Source organism: Pseudonocardia sp. SID8383, from assembly GCF_009864975.1.
Lineage (GTDB): Bacteria > Actinomycetota > Actinomycetes > Mycobacteriales > Pseudonocardiaceae > Pseudonocardia > Pseudonocardia alni.
In genome coordinates this window covers 1-210 of the sequence record NZ_WWFY01001205.1, presented here as the reverse complement: position 1 = coordinate 210, position 210 = coordinate 1, and the positions used below count along the sequence as shown (strand labels likewise).

The 210-nt window shown below is 80.0% G+C and carries 1 pseudogene; it reads left to right on the top strand.

Features of this window, described 5'->3' with window-relative positions:
• Positions 1-210 (top strand): annotated as a pseudogene (locus tag GTW08_RS29390) (hypothetical protein); the annotation flags it as partial.

The window sequence follows — 210 nt, the reverse complement described above, 5'->3', positions numbered from 1 at the left end:
TTGCGCGCCCGGGACCTGCTGGTCGCCGGCCGCACCGGGGAGCGGCCGGGCCGCTGCCGCGGGACCGTCCGGGTCACCGAGTGCAGTGCCGCCGGAAACGGTGCCGCCGGGAACGGTGCCGCGCCCGGCCGGCCGCTGCTGGTGCAGACCCAGGAGATCGGCGACCCGCTGCTCGACGCCTCCCCCGCCCACCTCGCCGGGCACCGGGTC